The sequence below is a fragment of the Vibrio sp. PID23_8 genome (assembly GCF_003584965.1).
Taxonomy (GTDB): Bacteria; Pseudomonadota; Gammaproteobacteria; order Enterobacterales; family Vibrionaceae; genus Vibrio.
Window position 1 is genome coordinate 100,388 of the sequence record NZ_LIXE01000004.1, and the last position, 20,051, is coordinate 120,438.

Genomic DNA, 20,051 nt, shown 5'->3' on the forward strand with positions numbered 1-20,051 from the left:
TAATATGATCATCAGTATGATTGCCGCGATGGCAGACAATCGAATTATCGGCAAGGACAACCAAATGCCTTGGCACCTTCCTGCTGATTTTGCCTGGTTTAAACGTTGCACTATGGGTAAACCTGTCGTGATGGGACGCAAGACCTATGACTCGATCGGTCGTCCCCTCCCTGGTCGTTTGAATATTGTGATAAGCCGAGATGCATCCCTGTTGATAGAAGGCGTCACGACGGTGACATCGATTGAGCAAGCGCTGGAAGTTACAGGTGATGTCGAAGAAGTCATGATCATTGGTGGGGGCGCCATTTACGCAGCATGCTTACCGATGGCGAACAAGCTATATGTGACTCATATTGAAGCCAAAATTGATGGCGATACTCAGTTCCCGGATTGGGGCACTGATTTCAAAGAAACGTACTCAGAAGTGTATAGAGCGGATGAGAAAAACGCTTACAACATGCGTTTTACGATTCTAGAGAAATAATCCGCACAATGAGAAAAGCACCGTTAATGCGGTGCTTTTTACTACTTTGGGCCCTGAGCTGGAGTGCTTAGTCTAGCGCCTCTTGTGTGAAAACTTGCTTATCTTCCCAACGAATCATTGTCAGCGAGCCCCCCCATACACAGCCAGTATCAAGACCAATCACTTGCTCGTTAATATGACCTTGTAATGCAGCCCAGTGGCCAAACAGCACGGTTTTTTCAAGATTTATACGTTGTGGTAATTTGAACCAGGGCACTAACTCGTCTTCCTGTACTTCTTGTGGAGGGAGCTTACAATTCATATCTAAGCGACTGTCAGGAAAGCAAAAACGCATACGCGTAAAGGCATTGATGGTATAGCGATAACGATCCAAACCTTGTAGGGAGTCATCCCAAAGATCAGGTTGGTTGCTGTACATATTCTCTAGCAACCATGGCAACCGTTCGCTCCGAATAATGCTCTCCACTTCACGAGCGCATTGTCTTGCGGTGGCTAAATCCCATTGGGGGGAAATGCCAGCATGGCACATGACAAACTCATCATGTTCAGCAAGTAATGGTTGTTGGCTAAGCCAAGTGAGCAGTTCATCTTTGTCTGGCGCCGAGAAAATTGCGGCGGTTTTGTCTTTCTCTTTAACTTTTTTTAGTCCTACAGAAACGGCCATTAAGTGTAGGTCATGATTGCCTAATACGACTTTGGCACTGTCGCCAAGCGATTTAACAAAACGTAGTGTTTCTAATGATTTAGGCCCTCTGGCGACTAAGTCACCAGCAAGCCAAAGTTGATCTTTTTGCGCAGAAAAAACGACACGTTTTAGTAGCTGTTGTAGTTCATCAAAACAGCCTTGGATATCACCAACGATATAGGTAGCCACTGAATCTCCGATTAATTTAGGACATTGGGAACAGCAAGACGGAATGGCTCAACGTCAACGAGAAACTCTTGTCCTTTTTCATCTAGCATCACGTAGTGTCCTTGCATTACGCCAACCGGTGTTTCTAGTGCGGTGCCGCTGCTGTAAGTGTACTCATCGCTACCATCGATAAATGGTTGTTGGCCCACCACACCTTCGCCTTCTACTGTCATCTGTTTGCCATCGGCGTTGGTGATTAACCAACGGCGGCTCACTAATTGCACCGTTTGCTGGCTGAGATTTTTGATGGTGATGATGTAGGAAAATACGAAGCGCTGTAGCTCGGGGCTGGACTGCTCTTCAATGTATTTGGTGTGAACTTGAATCTTTATGCAAGGTTGAATGACGTCCATGTGCACTCCTTGATAAGCATAATAATAAGCCAAACCGGCTAGGGCTTGGCTTATCGTTTGAGTGATTAGTGCTGTGGGTTATCCGCAAGCCAGTTCGCCATGGCGACGAATTGTTGTAGCGTCAGGTTTTCTGGACGCATACTAGGATTGATGCCTAGTTCTTCCAGTGTTTCTGTGCTTAGTAGAGATTTGTAGCAGTTGCGTACGGTTTTACGGCGTTGGTTAAAACCTTCACGACACACGCGCTCTAACAAGCGTAAATCTTTTGCTGGGTGTGGCAGCTCCTCGTAAGGCACCAAGCGTACGACCGCTGAATCTACTTTTGGTGGCGGAACGAAGGACTCTGGCGGCACTTCTAATACCGGAACCACTTTGCAGTAGTATTGCGCCATCACAGTCAGACGACCATATGCTTTGCTGCCAGGACCCGCTGCTAAACGGTTAACCACTTCTTTTTGAAGCATAAAGTGCATGTCTTGAATGTCTTTATGGAACTCAAAAAGATGGAACATCAATGGAGTAGAGATGTTGTACGGCAAGTTACCGAAGATACGTAGCTTGTTGTTCGGCTTCACTAACTGTGTGAAGTCAAAGCGCATCGCATCGCCTTCATGAATGGTCAGTTTGTCTGCCAGCTCAGGATGGTTGCGTAGACGCTCGGCTAGATCGCGGTCTAATTCAATAACCGTGAATTTGTCGACTTCACGGCCGACTGGTTCAGTAATTGCGCCTAGACCAGGACCGATCTCAACCAGATTTTGCCCTGGTCTTGGGTTAATTGCCGATACGATGCCATCAATAATGTATGGATCGTTCAGGAAGTTTTGACCAAAACGTTTACGCGCTTTGTGTCCTAAATGGACATCATTTCTCATTGTTTCTTCTCTACCAATTCTATCGCATGCGTGAGCGCTGTTCGGAAGCTCCCTGTATCCGCTTGACCTGTCCCTGCCAGTTCTAATGCAGTACCGTGATCTACCGAGGTTCTTATAAAAGGTAGACCAAGAGTAATGTTTACTGAACGACCAAAGCCTTGGTATTTTAATACCGGCAATACTTGGTCGTGGTACATGCCTAAAACAGCATCAGCATCGTTTAAATACTTTTCATTGAAAATGGTATCTGCCGGTAGTGGACCGATCAGATTGATGCCTTTTTCTTGTCGAATCTTTTCCAATGTCGGAGTGATGGTCTCGATTTCTTCACGACCTAAACAGCCATCTTCTCCCGCATGTGGATTTAGCCCGCAAACATAGATGTTTGGTCGTGAGATGGCAAATTTTTCGACAAGGTCGTTATTAAGAATATCGATGACTTTCTCTAATCGCTCTTGTGTGACGGCTTTGGACACGTACGCCAAAGGAATATGCGTAGTGACAAGCGCGACGCGCAATCCTTCGGTCGCCAACATCATCACGACCAAGGGGGTGTTGGACTTCTCTGCGAAGAACTCAGTATGGCCACTAAAGGCAACACCAGAGCGATTGATCACCCCTTTATGTACAGGACCGGTGACAATAGCATCAAATTCATCATTCATACAGCCCAAAGCGGCTCTTTCTAGCGTTTTTAATACGTAATGGCCGTTGGCTTCATTGAGTTGACCTGAAACGACGTTTTCCGACATTTCGATATGGTCAACGATGAGCGTCCCCGCTTTTTGTGCTTTAGGGGCTTCTTCTGGATGGTAATCATATAGTTGGACATCAATGCCAAGCAGATTAGCACGTTCCATCAACATGTTTTTATCGGCACAGACGACAATCTGGTGTGCCCAGTCTTCCTTAGACAGGGCAAGCACTAAGTCTGGGCCGATGCCCGCAGGTTCCCCTGCGGTTACGACGATTCTGCGAATCGGATTAGTTGTCATCATTGTCATCCACGATTTCAACAAACGCACTTGCGCGTAGCTCTTGCATCCATGCGCCTGCTTCTTCATTAAATTTACGGTTAAATAGAATACGGTAAGCTTTGTTCTTCATCGCTGAGTCAGTTCGGTCAACTTGACGGCGATCTAGGACTTCAACAATATGCCAACCGTGCACGGTTTTGAATGGTTCACTGATAGAGCCAACAGGTAGCGTTTCTACTTGGTGTTTGAACTCAGGCACATACAGGTCGGGCGTTTGATAGCCAAGTTCGCCATCTTGTGCTGCAGAGCCTGGATCCTGGCTGTATTGTGTTGCGAGTTGAGCAAATGTGGCTTCACCAGCTTTAATACGGCGAATAAATTCATTCAACTGTTTTTTCACGCCCTCATCACTTAGGATAACGGTTGGTTTGATCAGAATGTGGCGTGCATTGACTTCCGTTACTGCAACCGTCTCTAGGCCTTTTACATCCTCAATTTTAAGAATGTGGAAGCCTACACCACTGCGAAATGGACCAATAATGCTGCCCTTATTCTGCATTTTGATTTGATCGGCAAAGATGGTTGGCATTTCTTCTTTACGCATCCAACCCCAATCACCACCTTGAAGTGCTTTTGGCCCCTTAGAGTAGGCATAAGCCATTTCAGCGAAATCAGCGCCTTGGTTTAAATTTTTAACCAGTGCTTTTGCTTCCGTTTCGACTGCGGATTTATCTTGATCATCAGAGAATCTTAGCTGGATGTGGCCAATTTTGTACTGAACGGTAGCGTTGGTCTGTTGTGCAAGTTGATCCGCTAGGGTATCGACTTCCGCTGGAAGTATGTTAATGCGACGGCGAACCAGTGCATTGCGAGCTTCTGATGCCGCAAGTTCTTTGCGAATTTGTTCACGGAATTCAGGGTAGCTTAGGCCCTCTGTTCGAACTGATGCAACGAGCTGTTCTACGCTCTGGTTATTGTTACTGGCAATTTCTGCAATCGCTTGGTTTAGGCGGTTATCATCAATACGCACACCGATACGTTCTGCTTCTTGGCCTTGCAGCGTATCCATGATCAGTTTCTCAACCACTTGGTCTTTTAGGACGCTTGCTGAAGGTAAGCTTTTTCCACTTTGGCGCGCATTGGCTTGCAGCGTTTTTAGTGCCGTATCGATGTCACTTTGTAAGATCACACCATCATTAACAATGACTGAAACCTTATCAAGCTCGACTGGTGCTGCTGTTGCACCGCAAGAAAGTAGGGTAGTGAATAGGATTGATTTCCAAATTTTCATTTAAAATTCCGTCAGTATTTTAGATTAAGCGTCTTGGTTTATTTTTAAGACGCTTAAATCGATTAATTGTTCAGATCGAATGGGCGACCGTACTTGATCGCATTATCAGAGCCATCAAGCTCTTTTGCTGCCGTTGTTGCGCGTTGATTGGTTGAAAAGCCTTGAATACCGAAATTCACACTGATGTTGTTCTCGTATTCTGGAGAAGCGCCATCGGCACCAATAATGGCATTATCCCAACCGAGTAGTTGGTTAGAGTACGTAAAGCCAATGTACCAACAATCAGATTGATAGCGTAGGCTAGCAAGCCATTCCAATGAATTACTTTCATTGAGGTCATAGTAATATTGACCGCTCGTTGACCAATTTCTATCTATGTCATAGGCAGCGACTAAGCCCGCTTGGGAAATGCCTTCTCTGGTGATTAAGTCCAAGTTTTTTAAGTCGATAGAACTTTTAATGTAATCGAGAGTAACGTATCGATAGTTGGCTTGAATAAAGCCACCTGCGAACTGGTATTCCAACGTGCTGTTAGCCAACTGCATTGAGTTCAAGTCAATATCGTACTGAATGCCACCGTGGTAAAACAGGTAATCGTTATAGTTAAAATCAGTCTCAATTGCCCAAGATGAATAGTTGGTTGCCGAGGTACTCGATTCATTATTCTGATTTTTCTCATTGAATTTTGCATCAGTATTAAAATAATAAATCTGACCAAATGAGATATTCAGACGCTCTTTGTAATCGTCATCGAAGAAACGTGTACTTGCCCCGTAGCTTAGCTGATTTGCCGCTGCGATAAAATCGACACCACTGTACCGGCGGCTGCGGAACAAACCGTAATAATCCATTTGTAGTCGTGTTGTGTCGTAATCGTAGATGTTATTTTGGTCTTCTTTCGGCACATACAAGTACTGCAGTTGTGGCTCTAAGGTTTGGGTATAGCCTTTAATCCAGCTGGTATCTCTTTCTAAATATATCTGAGTATGAGAGCGAAACTCTGGAATCACACTAGAGACGTTTTTATCCAATCTTCTTTTTAACGTCTCGTCGGTTAATGCATCGATATCTTGATTGTAATATCTTGATAGTAATCGAGCTTCTGTCGTCCAGGTAGCCCAGGCCGTAGAAAGTGGGATGGTCAAACCGGGGGCAACAAATATACGAGTAGCGTCGGGTTTAGTGGTATCGTCACTACTAAATTGGCTTACTTGGCTTTTAACATCAAAGTTGACGTAATTCCCCCACAGCGGTGTGTAATAATTTAAATCGAGTTGAGGCATCAAGCGGTAAGGCTTGTTTTGGTCTTCTAGAAGGATTTGGAAGTCACGAGCGGTCAGCGAGACATCCCAAAAATCAGTGCGATATTTTACCTGACCTTCTTGAATTAACTGCCCATCTTCACGGTTACCGAGATCAGAGCTTAAATCACGGAAGTAATCAATATCACTCACCTTTGAGTAATCGGCTTTGACCACCCAATGTTTATTGATGATGCCATCGTGCTTAAACTGATATCCCCAGCGAGATTTGTCTTGGTATTTTTTATCACGGTTCATGTACTCGGTTTTGATTTCACCCCGACCCCAACCTTCAGTGAGGTAGCGAAAATCGGTATCGAGCTTAGTGCCACGCTGTTGCATGTATAACGTGGTCAACGTCATGTCATATTGAGGGGCGATATTCCAATAAAACGGTACTTCGACTTCTAGGCCGTCACTTGAACCATAGGACAAGGACGGAAATAGGAAGCCCGTTTTACGTGTGTCACCAATCGGCATCGTCAAATATGGTACATAGAAGACTGGCACATCTAACACCTCGAAGCGAGGATGGTGCAATGTCGCCATTTCTTCGTCCTGATCAACGTCAATGCCCGACGCGACCAAACGCCATGAATTGTCTCCTTGTGGACAAGAGGTAATTGAGCCATCTTCTAACTCATAAACCGACTGACCTGTGCGAGCTATGTATGCAGCGGTGCCTCGACCTTGCTGACAAAGAAATTGATAATCGGTGTTTTCAAGGGAGAAGGTGTCTTGATTGATATCGTTGGTCACGCGATCAGAGCGTGCTTTTACCTGACCGTCGTTAAAGGTCACATTGCCTTCAGCGACCACCACGTTGTCCTGCTGATGAAGTGTGACGTTATCTGCGGTGATTTTTTTCTGACCTTGCGTGACTTCTACGTTACCTGAATACTGAGCTTTGTCACCGTTAATCACTTGCAGGTGGTCTGCCTGAACAACAACAGGCTCATTGAGTGCGTCTTCCTCACCACTTGGCTCAACCAAACATTGATCTGTGGTGGGCATTTCCTGCACACTATCTTGTATATTCACTTCAGCTTGAATTGTGGGTACAAACAAGGCGGTGCTGATAGAGGCTGCTAAACATGTGCGGGAGAAATGTTGCATTGAATTGAACTTTCCTGTGTCACTAATACTCGTGGCTATAGGGCTGGTTGTCCCCTTGCTATATAACCAAATGAATCAACTATCGTTGGCATTTATCCCAGTGTGTGGGTTCACTGTGGCATAATGTCGTTAAAGATAGCTGCAAAAGGTGAGCAGGCGAAAAAGCCTGACCTAAATAAAACTAATTCCATTATCATAAAGGAAATCGCTGCGTCCGGCACTATAAGACCGCTGTCGTCGATAAAAATTCATTGATAGAGAACACATAATGCATATTTTTGGCAAAATATTGGGTGCCTTCTTTGGCTTATTGCTTGGTGGCCCGTTTGGTTTATTGCTTGGTTTATTCATTGGTCACCAATTTGATAAAGCACGTCGACTGAGCAAAGCGGGATTTTCGACGGGAGGGTTTGGTAAAAGCCCAAGCCAGGCGCAGCGACAAGAAGAGTTTTTTAAAGCGGCTTTTGCCGTTATGGGGCATCTTGCTAAAGCCAAGGGGCAAGTGACAAAAGAAGAGATTCAGCTGGCTTCTGCGATGATGGATCGCATGAGTTTGCATGGTGAACAACGCCGAGCGGCGCAAGAGGCGTTTCGTGAAGGTAAAGAGAGCGACTTTCCACTTGAGGATGTGTTGGTTCGGGTGAAGATCTCCTCTTCTGGCCGTTTTGATCTGCTGCAATTCTTCCTTGAGTTACAGATCTCGGCTGCGTTTGCTGATGGTGAAATACACCCAAGTGAACGCAATGTGCTGCACAAGATCGCGCGCGGGTTAGGGTTCTCTTCTGAACAGCTTGAGCGTCGTCTGCATATGCAAGAGGCGGCATTTCGTTTCCAAAGCCAGGGCGGCTTTCATGGACAGCATCAAGGTCAGTACCAGTCATCGGATTGGCAACAAGCCTCCCAGGCTGAGAAGTTGGCAGATGCCTATGAGATTTTGGATGTGGCTTCGGATGCGGACAGCAAGACGGTGAAGCGCGCTTACCGTAAGTTGATGAACGAGCATCACCCAGATAAGTTGATGGCCAAAGGTTTGCCGCCAGAGATGATGAACGTTGCGAAAGAAAAATCGCAAGAAATTCAAAATGCTTACGATTTAATTAAGAAAGTCAAAGGCTTTAAGTAGCCGGACGTTTTCTATCAAATATTGGATTCTAAAAAGGGCACTCAGTGCCCTTTTTAGTTTCTGGCTTGCTAGTGTCTTTAGGTTTTAGGTTATGGCGGTCCAAAAGCTCGTTGAACTCAAGCGAGCCGTTCAGTCGGCTTCGTTTAAGTCCCAATTGTATTCGTATTTCACTTTCCCAGAGAAGCTTTTGTACTGTGGTGCATACTGAACGATATGGCGGAATACTTGTTTTTTACCTCCAAAATCATCGGAAAACCAATCATAAAGTGAAGACAGTTGGGCGGTGTTACCTTGAACAGAGACGCCTTTTCTGCTGTTGATAAATGCTTTTGCTGCGCTATTGAGTAGCGCTTGTGTGTTGTCTGCGGTAAATGCTTGTGTTTGCAGATTTGGGCAGCCTAAACTTGCGCAGTTCACGGCGTAGTGGGTTCTTGAATCATTCCAAATTGGCCGCAAAATGCGATGCTCAATGTCGTTCAAAGTCAGAACTTTGCCGTTAATCACCACGACATCATCCCCCCAAGGTCCAAAGCTAAATAGCCCACCAAGCTTAGTAATCGATTTGACTGGGTAGTTGTCTAGAATTAGCTGTACCGTGATGGCATTGTAGAGATTTACCCAATACGCGTATTGCTCTGCTTGGTTGTATTGTAAAGGATTGAGATTTGCTAAGCGCTGGATGTAATGCTTTAACTTAGCTTTGTCAGCGGAAGAGACTTTGCTGTAGCGAAACAAAGTGTTCTCGCCTTGCTTAACTAAATAAGTATCGAGTAATTGCTGCCACTCTTGATGAGAAATCTGGGCTTGGTTCGCTTGATTCGATTGCTGCCAATACGGCCACAAATCCGATTTTGGCGCGGAAAATGTCGAGAAAGAAACGAGAGCACACATTAGTAACAACAGACGTGTCATAGGGAGTCCTTTGGGTTAAACCTTGTTGATAGTGTAGACCTGTATACGGACAGAGTTCTTTCGTGAGGCTATGAAAATAAGAGAAAAAAGGCTGGCAAGCGCCAACCTTTTAGTTTGTGTCGATTGAGATGTGAGTTAGCGCAGAAAGCTTGGGATTTTCGCCTCGTACTCGGCAATCTTATCTTCATGCTGTAGGGTAAGACCAATGTTGTCTAAGCCATTAAGTAAGCAGTGACGACGGAACTCATCGATTTCGAAGTTATACTCTTTGCCGTCGGCTCGGACTTTTAGTGCATCTAAATCTACTTCAATTTCTGCACCGATGTTGGCTTCAACAAATTGGAAAATCTCATCCACTTCTTGCTCGGTTAGACGCACAGGCACCATTTGGTTGTTGATCGAGTTGCCATAGAAAATATCAGCAAAACTAGGGGCGATCATTGCTTTGATGCCGTAGTCCGCTAGGGCCCAAGGTGCGTGTTCACGTGATGATCCGCAGCCAAAGTTTTCACGTGCGAGCAAGATAGATGCGCCTTGGTAGCGTGGTGCATTCATCACGAATTCTGGGTTTGGTTGCTCACCAGCGTCATCGAGGAAACGCCAGTCATGGAACAAGTGTTTTCCAAATCCAAGGCGTGAAACCTTTTGTAGAAATTGTTTTGGAATGATGGCATCAGTATCGACGTTGGCGGCATCTAGAGGTACAACCAACCCAGTGTGTTGCTTAAAACCTGACATGATGGTTCTCCTCTAGTCCTGTTTATCAAAAAAAGTTAATTCACGAATATCAACAAAGTGACCAGCAATTGCTGCTGCCGCTGCCATTGCAGGGCTAACCAAGTGGGTTCGACCATCACGGCCTTGGCGACCTTCAAAGTTACGGTTTGATGTGGATGCGCAGCGCTCATGGGGACCCAAACGGTCGTTGTTCATTGCTAAACACATTGAACAGCCAGGTAGGCGCCACTCAAAGCCCGCTTCTTTAAAGATTATATCTAGGCCTTCTGCTTCCGCTTGCGCTTTTACTTGCTCAGAACCAGGAACGATAAGCGCTTGAACGTGAGACGCTACTTTGCGACCTTTCGCTACTTCAGCGGCTGCGCGCATGTCTTCGATACGTGAGTTGGTACAAGAGCCAACGAAGACTTTATCGACATTGTAATCAGACAGTGCCTTGCCAGCTTCTAGGCCCATGTAAGCCAGTGCTTTCTCTGCCGAGGCTTTCTCTACTGGGTCGGTGAAGCTTTCTGGTGCTGGGATGGCTTGGTCTACAGCGATAACTTGGCCAGGGTTGGTGCCCCAAGTCACTTGTGGCTTGATATCTGCTGCATTTAGGGTAACTACCGCATCAAATTGAGCATTATCGTCAGTTTTTAGTGTCTTCCAGTATTCGACTGCGGCATTAAAGTCGGCACCTTGAGGTGAGAATTTGCGGCCTTTAATGTATTCGAATGTGGTGTCATCTGGCGCAATCAAACCAGCTTTAGCACCTAGCTCAATCGCCATGTTACATACGGTCATGCGGCCTTCCATTGAAAGGTCAGTGATCGCTTCACCGCAGAATTCAACCACGTAGCCTGTACCGCCAGCAGCTGTGGTTTTACCGATGATCGCTAGCACGATATCTTTAGCGGTGATGCCTGGAGCCACTTTGCCTTTCACTTCGATCTTCATCGTCTTAGCGCGCGCTTGTTTTAGCGTTTGAGTTGCCAATACGTGCTCCACTTCTGAAGTGCCGATACCAAAGGCTAGCGAGCCAAACGCGCCGTGAGTTGCGGTATGCGAGTCGCCACAAACAATGGTCATGCCCGGTAGGGTAATGCCAAGTTCAGGGCCCATTACGTGCACGATGCCTTGATATTTGTGGTTGATGTCGTACAAGGTGATGCCGAATTCTTCACAGTTTTTCGATAGCGTTTCCATTTGGATGCGCGCCATCTCACCAGAGGCATTGATGTCTTTCGTGGTAGTCGATACGTTGTGGTCCATCGTGGCGAAGGTTTTGCTCACTTGGCGAACTTTACGACCTTTTTCGCGCAAACCATCAAACGCCTGTGGAGACGTCACTTCGTGCACTAAGTGGCGGTCGATGTACAAGATAGGGGTTTCCCCTTCAGCTGCGACGGCAACATGTGCGTCGTAGACTTTTTCGTATAGTGTTTTGCCCATTGTCACAATCCTGTGTGAGGCTCCCGATAATGGCTCATCAGGAGCAAGTAATTATTATGAATTTGGTCTGTATTAAGAGTTCAAGATGTACTCTGCGATCTTGTCACCCATCTCTGAGGTCGAAAGTGCAGGATTGTTTCCGGCAAGATCACCGGTTAATTGGCCTGCTGACAGGGCTTTTGATACCGCAGTTTCAATATCTTGCGCCGCCGCCTCTTCCCCTAGGCTGTAACGCAGCATTAGCGCGGCCGAGAGAATTTGCGCCACTGGGTTTGCCATGTTTTTACCAGCGATGTCTGGTGCGCTGCCACCAGCAGGTTCGTATAGGCCGAACTTGCTTTCGTTAAGACTCGCAGACGGTAGCATGCCCATGGAACCGGTGATCATGGCACACTCATCAGAGATGATGTCACCGAAGATGTTTGAACACAGCATTACGTCAAACTGTGCCGGGTCTTTGATTAGCTGCATGGTTGCGTTATCAATGTACATGTGTGATAGCTCTACATCTGGGTAGTCTTTTGCGATTTCTTCGACCACTTCACGCCATAGGATAGAGCTTTGTAGGACGTTCGCTTTGTCGATTGAGCAAACTTTCTTGCGACGTAGACGCGCAGACTCAAAGGCAATTTTTGCAATACGTTCGATCTCAAAGCGGTGGTAAACCTCAGTATCGAAGGCTTTCTCTGTTGGACCTTCACCTTCGCGGCCTTTTGGTTGACCGAAGTAGATGCCACCTGTTAACTCACGAACTACCACGATGTCAAAGCCGCGATCTGAGATGTCTGCACGTAGTGGTGAGAAGGCTTCAAGGCCTGAGTGAATTTGTGCTGGGCGTAGGTTACAGAACAGTTGGAAGTGTTTACGTAGTGGCAGTAGGGCGCCACGTTCAGGTTGGTCATTTGGTGGCAAGTGTTCCCACTTAGGACCGCCAACTGAACCGAATAGGACTGCATCAGACTCTTCACACGCTTTCACTGTACTTTCTGGAAGTGGACAGCCGTGATTATCGATCGCGATACCACCTACATCATGCTCGTCACGCTCAAAGGCAATGCCGTGTTTCATTTCGATTGCATCCAACACTTTATGTGCTTGCGCCATCACTTCTGGGCCGATGCCGTCGCCTGGTAAAACGGCAATTTTGTATGATTTGTCTGTCATGTTAATCCTTTAATTTTTATTAGCTTACTTGGCTTTTTGAAAGCGAAATAGGTGGGCATTGAGCTGCGGGGCCCAAGCGTCGATTAAACGGTGGCAAATTTCTTTTGTTTCATTTCTTCAATCTTGTCTGCACGGTGAATGCTATTGATGACGTGCAGCAATGCTTGGCCCGATGCTTCTACGATGTCAGTGGACACGCCGGTTCCGTGGTATTTACGCCCTTTGTAGTTGGCGATGATGTCTGCTTGACCAAGACCATCTTCACCTTCACCTTTTGCGGTTAGGTCAAATTTGTCTAGCACGATGTCATAACCTGTCACGCGGTAAATACATTGGTATAACGCATCAACTGGACCATTACCGACGGCGGCTTCACACATTTCTTCATCGCCGCATTGTATCTTGATGCTGGTGGTTGCCATTACGCTGCCAGATTGCACGCTCAGGTAACTCAATTTGTAGAAATCGTCCTCCTCGCGCAAATTGGAGAAGTGCATCAGTGCTTCTAGGTCGTAATCGAATACTTGGCCTTTGCGGTCTGCTAGTTTCAAAAAGTCTTCGTACAATGCGTCTAGGTTGTACTCTTCCTCTTTGTAGCCCATCGTATCCATATGGCTCTTCACGGCGGCACGGCCACTGCGGCTGGTTAGGTTAAGTGCTTGGTTTTTAAGGCCTATCGACTCTGGCGTCATGATTTCGTAGGTGTTCTTGTTCTTTAGCATGCCATCTTGGTGGATGCCCGAAGAGTGGCTGAATGCGTTCGCACCCACGATCGCTTTGTTGCTTTGGATTGGCATGTTACATAGTTGGCTCACTAGCTTACTGGTACGGTGAATTTCATCGTGCTTGATTCCAGTATGAACGCCTAAGAACTCTTGACGCGTTTTGATGATCATCGCGATCTCTTCCAGAGAGCAGTTGCCTGCACGCTCACCAATGCCGTTGATGGTGCCTTCTACCTGACGTGCACCTGCTTGTACAGCGGCGATAGAATTGGCAACAGACATACCTAAATCATCGTGACAGTGAACCGAGATGATGGCTTTGTCGATATTTGGGACGCGATTAAATAGCGTTTGAATGATGCCGCCAAACTCACTCGGTACGGTGTAGCCAACGGTATCAGGAATGTTGATGGTGCTTGCGCCTGCGTCGATAGCCGCTTCGACCATGCGACATAGGTTGTCGATTGGGGTGCGACCTGCGTCTTCACAAGAAAACTCCACGTCATCGGTATAGTTACGTGCGTGTTTTACGGCTTTCACGCCCATTTCTACCACATCGTCGTAGCTGCGGCGTAGCTTGTCTTGAACGTGAACGGTTGAAGTCGAGATGAAAGTGTGAATCCGGAACGCGTCAGCCACTTTTAGTGCTTGCGCAGCGGCATCGATGTCTTTTGCAACGGCACGAGAAAGTGCGCAGACTCGACTGTTCTTGATGTGCCTTGCAATGGTTTGTACTGATTCGAAATCTCCTGGAGAAGAGACTGGGAAGCCCGCTTCGATAACATCAACGCCGAGCCTTTCAAGCGCATAGGCAATCTGCAGTTTTTCTTTAACCGTTAAGCTTGCTGACAACGCTTGTTCGCCATCACGCAGTGTGGTGTCGAATATAATGACCTGATCGTTCATGTTTGCTTCCTTCATGATTTCTGCATTTTTGTGCAGGTTAATCGTTTACTTCCGGTATTTAGATATAAAAAAACCCGCATTTGCATGCGGGTTTCTAAGAACTTGGTGTGGTTATTTCTCTTCCACAACCTACCCGCGCGAATTGGTCACGATCAGGAGGAGGTTAAGCAGGATAGAAAAATGTGCTGACATAGTTGTTAAGCATTCCACAATATTAAGTTAACAAATTAGTACCGCACTCAATGGGGTACGTCAACCCTAAAGTCGATTTTTTGTTCATATCCGATGAGTCGATGCGTTTTTGGGCAGTGCTTTGTATTTGGGGGCTGTTGGTTATGGTTTCATATTGTGGGTAATGATTGTGTCAAAAGTGGGACTGTTTGCATAGCGTTGCTGTAGTAATGCGAGGCAAATATCGCTAATTTTAAGTGTTATCATAAATTTACTATTTGTAACTTTTTCAATTGGTTAACTTTTGCTTTTCTTTTCGATGGAGATCGAGTTATTCGCTTATTGAATGTCTATTAATGGCCATCCACTTCCAGAGATGGATGAGTGGCGAAGGCAGCTAGATAGCTACGACAATAAAGGATTGATTTGGCGTCAACGTTTGGATCAACGCTGGGACTTTGAAGATTGGCAAAGGGATGACTTATCTCTGTCATATCCGGAGGAGTATGCTTGCACTTTGACCCACTTAAAGCGGCGACCAAATTTAGGTTGCCGCTTTTTTGAGGAGAGGTCTTATCAGGATTTGCTCTTTATCGCAAAAGTGGTGAAAAGTTGCTCACTTCTGTGGCATTGGTAGATATAGTGTGGTGACTGATCTGTGAAACCGTGAAAGGAGTCATGTGTTGAAAAGAGGATATATTCATTCAGCCGTGTTTTTGGCGTGTTTGATGTTGTCGGGGTGCCAACTTTTAGTTCCTCATTCTCAAGTGGATGCAGTCACTCCGATGGCTGCGAAGAATCACGTACAAAGTGTGCAGTTGATCGATCAGCAAATGGATCGCTACTTGAACCAAGATGGCAGGGAGTTATTCTTGAGCCAAGTTATGGTCGCGTTGGAATCAGACAGTCGCACTAAGTTTAAAGGTAAAGATCCTGAGACCTTTTCTTGGTGGAAGATTCGTGTCAAACCCAAACAATGGAAAAGTGCGGAAATCACTAGCCTTGTGGACGTTGGTGTCGATATCTCTCATTCATTTGAGTTTATGGATGTCACTTACCGCTCAAAAACTACGCTTAATTTTCTTGCCAAGCCAAGTTTAACAGCACAAGTGCTTGGAACCCTGAGCAAAGATGAAGCGTTTAATGTTATTGCGAAGGTTGAAGGTGAACCTTGGTTATTGGCAGAGCAAAATGGGGCGATTAAAGGTTATGTTCATGAAGAATACGTACGTAGCCATGTCGTCAACCGAGATATTCTTTCGATTAAGCCTAACCCATTATTGGCCAGTAGTGCGAAAAGCATGGACGCCCAAACGGTGAATGAAATTTTCGGTCGCTATACATGTCGTGATTTAAGTTATGAATTAACCAAAGATGATGATATTGCCACGGCTTCGTTTAGAGCCTGCCGCAAGCAGAGAAAAATCTGGTATATCGATGTGCCGATGATAGGTACGAATCAACCTTAGCATTATGGCTTCCCTCCTTTGCCCCTGATGCATCATGTCAACGGGGCTATTTCTACCTTTGCTTAACTCATATCCTCCATATTCTTTCACTCATTATTCTTGATGGTATCCCGTTATCCATTCACCACGTTACCGTTATGCCGTTGCTTTGGCTCGCATACTTCGTGAACGATTTTTAATTCAGCACCACGGGTTCTTCAAATCGTTGCTTCGCTAGCAAACCAAGTCAATCTGGTTAAATCAAGCATCTCGAGGTGACTTGAGTAAATGTGAGCGATAAAGGCAATGACACTGCTAATATCCGCAAAATAGTAGTGATGCTCGCTGATATATTTTGGCTTAAGAAGAGTAAGGCTGAGCGTGTCAGATATTCTAATATGGCCAAATTGAGTCTGAGTTATTCATCGTGACCCTTGGTTTTAGTTTGGAATGATAGCTCTAATGAATGGGTTGGCGGAGGGTTAATGCAACTCATTGGTATGCTAAATGTATTATCAGAAATGCCTAAAATGACGTTTTATAGTTTTTTATGTTTTTGCTAAGGGTTTGATTTTAGTTAATTAAATACCTAACTTGCTAAAATTTAGTGATTAAATCTCAATCTAGTTGCGAAACCTTGACTGATTCGTTGATAGTACGGTTCAAGTCGGAAGTATCCGAAATATAAATATAATGAAAATTGGGTTTTCTATTTCTCACTAATGAGTGAATTCTCGCGGCCGTAATTGGCGTGAGAAAACGTTCTATTCGTTATGAACTCATTGAACCAAATTGATGATTACAAAAGAGGCGCACTCCATGTTAGAAAAAAAAGACGCGATGAGCGCAATTGCTAGCTACCGTATGGAAAGCACATTGCGTGGTGTTGATTTAAACTTACTGACCGTATTTGATGCTGTGATGCAAGAACAAAATATCACTCGTGCAGCACACAACCTAGGCATGTCACAACCTGCAGTAAGTAACGCGGTTGCGCGTCTAAAGGTCATGTTCAATGATGAGCTATTCATGCGTCAGGGGCGTGGCATCCAACCCACTCAACGAGCGCGCCAATTGTTTGGTCCGGTTCGTCAAGCGCTGCAATTGATCCGCAATGAGCTGCCAAGTTCAGTATTCCAAGCAGAATCATCAACTCGTCTATTTAAACTGGCGATTTGTAGCCCATGTGATATGCGCTTCGCACCAAAGATCATGGAGAACGTCCATGAGCAAGCACCAAACGTTCAACTTCACTTAGACGCGGAATTTGACCGTCTTTTGTCTGAGCGTATGCGCTATCAAGAAATCGACTTCGTTATCGATTATGCCCGCTTTGATGATCAAGGTTTCTCCAGTACAGAAATCTTTAAAGATGAATTGGTTGTGATTGCTTCTAAAACCCATCCTCGCATTCAAGCAGGGGTATCTGCAGAGCAGTTAATTAATGAGAAGCACGCGAAACTATCACGCGTACACGGCCAGCGTAGCTTTTCAGAGCAAGCGTACCGTGAGTTGGATTGCCAAGCTGCGTATGAAGGTTCAAGCCTAAGTAATCTACTTTACGTCGTAAGCCAGTCTGAGCTGGTGACCATTGCACCTCGTTGGATGGCAGAAAATACAATTAACAGCGACCAACTCCAAATCTTAGACTTCCCATTTGAAAACAAAGAAATCAGTGGCTACCTAAGCTGGCATGAATCGAGTGAGAAAGACAAAGGTCATATCTGGCTTCGTGATCTACTCATGATCACGTGTGGTGAAGTCGTCGCATTGAAATAAGTTTTATCATCGTCTGAACAACTGGTCAGATTGGATTTGTAATCATCAATTTTTACAATTCCTTGGCCCCGAGAGATGCCAGTCTTTAGGGGTCTTTTTATTTTGTCTAATTAGTATGCGAAACAGCAGCTTAAGTTGTTCAAATTTTCGGCCGTTTAGGGCGTGCTAAACTCTTATTAGTGATAGTCGTCTCTTAATAATAATAAGTTTGATAATGGTCAGTTGCGTTTTTAAGCTCCGAGGTTACACTTGTGCGCTCAATTAGCTTACAACTGTAAGCCAAAAGGTAATGTAAAGAAATGGCCAAGTTAGATTTTCATATTGTTAAACGTATTCGTGAACAAATTGCGAAAGGTAGTACTCGTGTTGCACTCAAACATAAAGTGGGTGACACATGGGAAGGTATTACTTGGGAGCAATTTGGTCAGCAAGTGGATGCTTTATCGCTTGCACTTTTGGCTCAGGGATTGGGAGTCCAAGATAAGGTCGGCATTTTCTCAAACAACATGCCACAATGGACCATCGCTGATTTCGCTGCGCTGCAATTGCGCGGTGTAACAGTACCTATTTACCCAACTAATACGGCGGCACAGTCTGCATACATTATCGATAACGCTGATGTAAAAGTGCTGTTCGTTGGTGAGCAGCCACAATTTGATGCCGCCGTCAGCATCTTCGAAGAGTGTAAGCAGCTTGAGTTAATTGTCGCGATGTCTGACGACATTGAACTTGGTGAGCATAGTTTTGCTATGACTTGGAATGACTTCATCACTCAAGGCGATGAAAGCCAGCAAGCGGAGCTAGAAACTCGCTTAGACCAAGCTCGAGAAGAAGACTTACTGACGCTTATCTACACCTCTGGCACAACAGGCCAACCGAAAGGTGTGATGCTAGATTACGCTAACATCTCAGCGCAACTGGAAGGGCATGACCAACGTTTGAGCCTGACTGAAGATGATGTGTCGCTGTGTTTCTTACCGCTATCACACGTATTTGAGCGTGCGTGGACTTTCTACGTACTCTACAAGGGCGGCACAAATTGCTACCTACAAGATACCATGCAAGTGCGTGATGCATTGAGCGAAGTGCGTCCAACTGTCATGAGTGCGGTGCCTCGTTTCTACGAGAAGATCTTCTCAGCGATTCATGAAAAAGTATCACGAGCACCATTCCATCGTAAGATTATGTTCACTTGGGCGGTGAACATGGGCGCGAAGATGGCTGCGTGTCATCAAGAAAATCGTAAGCCATCGCTAGCATTGCGCAAGTCGTACGCATTGGCAGATAAACTGGTTCTGAGCAAGTTACGTGCGCTACTAGGCGGCCGTATTAACTTTATGCCATGTGGCGGTGCGAAACTGGACGAGACGATTGGTCGCTTCTTCCATGCGATTGGTATCAACGTGAAGCTTGGCTATGGTATGACAGAAACCACAGCAACGGTGTCATGTTGGGATGACCAATGTTTTGATCCTAGCTCTATCGGTATGGCAATGCCGGGGGCTCAAGTTAAGATCGGTGAGAACAACGAGATCTTAGTGCGTGGCCCAATGGTGATGCGCGGTTACTATAAGATGCCAGAAGAAACGGAGAAGACATTTGATGAACATGGCTTCTTGAAAACGGGTGATGCGGGTTATATCGACGAGAATGGTAACCTCTTCATTACTGACCGTATTAAAGAGCTGATGAAAACGTCTAACGGCAAATATATTGCGCCACAAGTGGTTGAAGGCGCGATTGGTAAAGATCACTTTATTGAGCAAATTGCGGTGATTGCAGATACTCGTAAGTTCGTATCTGCGCTGATCGTACCGTGTTTTGACTCTCTAGAAGAGTACGCTAAAGAGCTCAATATTGCTTACCATGACCGTGTAGAATTGATTAAGAACCATCAAGTGGTCGAAATGCTTGAAAAGCGCGTCAATGACCTACAAAAAGAGCTCGCTAAATTTGAACAAGTTAAGAAGTTCAAACTATTACCGAAAGCTTTCTCGATGGATGATGGTGAATTGACTCCAACACAAAAATTGCGTCGTAAGGTCATTAATGACAAATACCAAGACGAAATCGAAGAAATGTACAATGATAAGTCAGATAAAAAGTAACTTACGCTGACTTAGATTTCTGATTGATGAAATTATCCCCAGTTGCCTGATATTGTGCGGCTGGGGGTTTTTTATAATGGCCTTTTCCTTTTCTTCCCATACCTTCCTGATGTAAACGCACTCAAAATAAATATTTTAGTAAAATTATCTGCTTTATTTATTTTGTTTATATCTGTATTGCTCTAAATCCATCTCTCTTTATAGCGTGCATCCCTGTCTTTATTCTGCTTTGCAGC

Annotated in this window: 16 protein-coding genes; 5 read left to right on the forward strand and 11 right to left on the reverse strand. The window is 45.4% G+C overall.

Features of this window, described 5'->3' with window-relative positions; genetic code table 11:
• Positions 1-4: 4 nt before the first annotated feature.
• Positions 5-484: a type 3 dihydrofolate reductase gene (folA, locus tag AK966_RS09440; RefSeq protein ID WP_099079939.1), complete on the forward strand. Its 480-nt coding sequence runs from the start codon at positions 5-7 to the stop codon at positions 482-484.
• Between the two features lie 67 nt (positions 485-551).
• Here folA and apaH read toward each other — a convergent pair whose 3' ends face one another.
• The 6 genes from apaH to lptD all read right to left on the reverse strand — a co-directional run bounded on the left by apaH (position 552) and on the right by lptD (position 7,310).
• Positions 552-1,358, reverse strand: a complete 807-nt coding sequence (apaH, locus tag AK966_RS09445) for a bis(5'-nucleosyl)-tetraphosphatase (symmetrical) ApaH (RefSeq protein WP_099079938.1) — start codon at positions 1,356-1,358, stop codon at positions 552-554.
• A gap of 11 nt (positions 1,359-1,369) precedes the next feature.
• Positions 1,370-1,750: a Co2+/Mg2+ efflux protein ApaG gene (gene apaG / locus AK966_RS09450; RefSeq protein ID WP_099079937.1), complete on the reverse strand. Its 381-nt coding sequence runs from the start codon at positions 1,748-1,750 to the stop codon at positions 1,370-1,372.
• A 65-nt stretch (positions 1,751-1,815) separates the two neighbouring features.
• Positions 1,816-2,625 carry a 16S rRNA (adenine(1518)-N(6)/adenine(1519)-N(6))-dimethyltransferase RsmA gene (gene rsmA / locus AK966_RS09455; RefSeq protein ID WP_099079936.1) on the reverse strand — a complete coding sequence of 270 codons (810 nt, stop codon included), beginning with the start codon at positions 2,623-2,625 and terminating at the stop codon, positions 1,816-1,818.
• Positions 2,622-3,620, reverse strand: coding sequence for a 4-hydroxythreonine-4-phosphate dehydrogenase PdxA (gene pdxA, locus AK966_RS09460; RefSeq protein WP_099079935.1), 999 nt, complete (start codon positions 3,618-3,620; stop codon positions 2,622-2,624). The genes rsmA and pdxA overlap by 4 nt, the downstream gene beginning before the upstream one ends.
• A complete protein-coding gene (surA, locus tag AK966_RS09465) occupies positions 3,610-4,893 on the reverse strand; it encodes a peptidylprolyl isomerase SurA (protein WP_099079934.1) in 1,284 nt (427 codons plus the stop codon). Before surA ends, pdxA begins: the two co-directional genes overlap by 11 nt.
• Before the next feature lie 62 nt (positions 4,894-4,955).
• The gene (gene lptD / locus AK966_RS09470) at positions 4,956-7,310 is read right to left on the reverse strand and encodes an LPS assembly protein LptD (RefSeq protein WP_119464028.1); all 2,355 of its coding nucleotides are present in this window, start codon (positions 7,308-7,310) and stop codon (positions 4,956-4,958) included.
• A gap of 268 nt (positions 7,311-7,578) precedes the next feature.
• Between lptD and djlA the strand changes: the two genes are divergently transcribed.
• Positions 7,579-8,433, forward strand: coding sequence for a co-chaperone DjlA (gene djlA, locus AK966_RS09475; protein WP_099079932.1), 855 nt, complete (start codon positions 7,579-7,581; stop codon positions 8,431-8,433).
• A 129-nt stretch (positions 8,434-8,562) separates the two neighbouring features.
• On the opposite strand, the gene AK966_RS09480 is transcribed toward djlA, so the two are convergent.
• The 5 genes from AK966_RS09480 to leuA form a co-directional block, all read right to left on the reverse strand.
• Positions 8,563-9,345, reverse strand: coding sequence for a DUF547 domain-containing protein (locus AK966_RS09480; protein WP_119464029.1), 783 nt, complete (start codon positions 9,343-9,345; stop codon positions 8,563-8,565).
• Positions 9,346-9,480: 135 nt separating this feature from the next.
• Positions 9,481-10,083, reverse strand: coding sequence for a 3-isopropylmalate dehydratase small subunit (gene leuD / locus AK966_RS09485; protein ID WP_099079930.1), 603 nt, complete (start codon positions 10,081-10,083; stop codon positions 9,481-9,483).
• Positions 10,084-10,095: 12 nt separating this feature from the next.
• Positions 10,096-11,514 (reverse strand): 3-isopropylmalate dehydratase large subunit, encoded by a 1,419-nt coding sequence (gene leuC, locus AK966_RS09490; protein ID WP_099079929.1) that lies wholly within the window; start codon positions 11,512-11,514, stop codon positions 10,096-10,098.
• A 72-nt stretch (positions 11,515-11,586) separates the two neighbouring features.
• Positions 11,587-12,678, reverse strand: coding sequence for a 3-isopropylmalate dehydrogenase (gene leuB, locus AK966_RS09495; protein ID WP_119464030.1), 1,092 nt, complete (start codon positions 12,676-12,678; stop codon positions 11,587-11,589).
• Positions 12,679-12,761: 83 nt separating this feature from the next.
• Positions 12,762-14,309 carry a 2-isopropylmalate synthase gene (gene leuA, locus AK966_RS09500; RefSeq protein WP_099079927.1) on the reverse strand — a complete coding sequence of 516 codons (1,548 nt, stop codon included), beginning with the start codon at positions 14,307-14,309 and terminating at the stop codon, positions 12,762-12,764.
• A gap of 899 nt (positions 14,310-15,208) precedes the next feature.
• Between leuA and AK966_RS09515 the strand changes: the two genes are divergently transcribed.
• The 3 genes from AK966_RS09515 (at position 15,209) to AK966_RS09525 (ending at position 19,815) form a co-directional block, all read left to right on the forward strand.
• The gene (locus AK966_RS09515) at positions 15,209-15,949 is read left to right on the forward strand and encodes an SH3 domain-containing protein (protein ID WP_119464031.1); all 741 of its coding nucleotides are present in this window, start codon (positions 15,209-15,211) and stop codon (positions 15,947-15,949) included.
• A gap of 798 nt (positions 15,950-16,747) precedes the next feature.
• Complete coding sequence (calR, locus tag AK966_RS09520; protein WP_119464090.1) at positions 16,748-17,707, forward strand: LysR family transcriptional regulator CalR; 960 nt, start codon at positions 16,748-16,750, stop codon at positions 17,705-17,707.
• Positions 17,708-18,006: 299 nt separating this feature from the next.
• Positions 18,007-19,815, forward strand: coding sequence for a long-chain fatty acid--CoA ligase (locus tag AK966_RS09525; protein ID WP_099079922.1), 1,809 nt, complete (start codon positions 18,007-18,009; stop codon positions 19,813-19,815).
• Positions 19,816-20,051 lie beyond the last annotated feature (236 nt).